The sequence below is a fragment of the Streptomyces sp. BE20 genome, from assembly GCF_036322525.1.
Classification (GTDB): domain Bacteria; phylum Actinomycetota; class Actinomycetes; order Streptomycetales; family Streptomycetaceae; genus Kitasatospora.
Window position 1 is genome coordinate 1 of record NZ_JAQYWW010001231.1, and the last position, 739, is coordinate 739.

Below are 739 nucleotides of genomic sequence, written 5' to 3' on the forward strand. Positions count from 1 at the left end.
GCTGGGGCTGAGGCTGCACGGGCTGGACGCGGAGTCGCTGGACCGGACGGGTTCGGCGCAGCCGGCGATCTTCGCGGTGGAGGTGGCGCTGCTGGCGCTGGTCCGTTCGTGGGGTGTGACGCCGGATGTCGTGGCGGGTCACTCGGTGGGTGAGATCACGGCCGCGTACGCCGCCGGGGTCCTCTCCCTGGCGGATGCGGCGAAGTTGGTGGCGGCGCGGGGCCGGTTGATGCAGGCGCTGCCGTCGGGTGGCGCGATGCTGGCCGTCGGGGCGTCGGAGGGGGAGGTGTGCGGGGCGTTCCCGGACATCGACCTCGCGGCGGTCAACGGCCCGGCCGCGGTGGTCGTGTCGGGCGCCGAGGACGAGATCGTGCGAATCGCCGGACTCGCTGCCGAGCGGGGCTGGAAGACGTCGCGGCTGCGGACGAGTCACGCGTTCCACTCCCGGCTGATGGAGCCGATGCTGGCGGAGTTCCGGGCCGTGGTGAGCGGTCTGGCCTTCCACGACCCGGTGCTTCCCGCCGTCTCGACGGTGACGGGCGAGGCCGTGACGCCCGGTCAGTGGTCGGACCCGGAGTACTGGGTCGACCAGGTCCGCCGCCCGGTCCGCTTCGCCGACGCCGTCACCGCCCTCGACGCGGACCGGGTCCTCGAACTCGGCCCCGACGGCGTCCTGACCGCGCTGATCGCCCGCGAGAGCGGCCCCGACACGGTCGCCGTCGCCGCCCTGCGCCGCGAC

1 protein-coding gene is annotated in these 739 nt (G+C 74.6%); it reads left to right on the forward strand.

The window, feature by feature from the left end; all coding sequences use genetic code 11:
• A partial coding sequence (locus PUR61_RS44890; RefSeq protein ID WP_329885763.1) for an acyltransferase domain-containing protein occupies positions 1–739 on the forward strand: 739 nt, incomplete at both ends.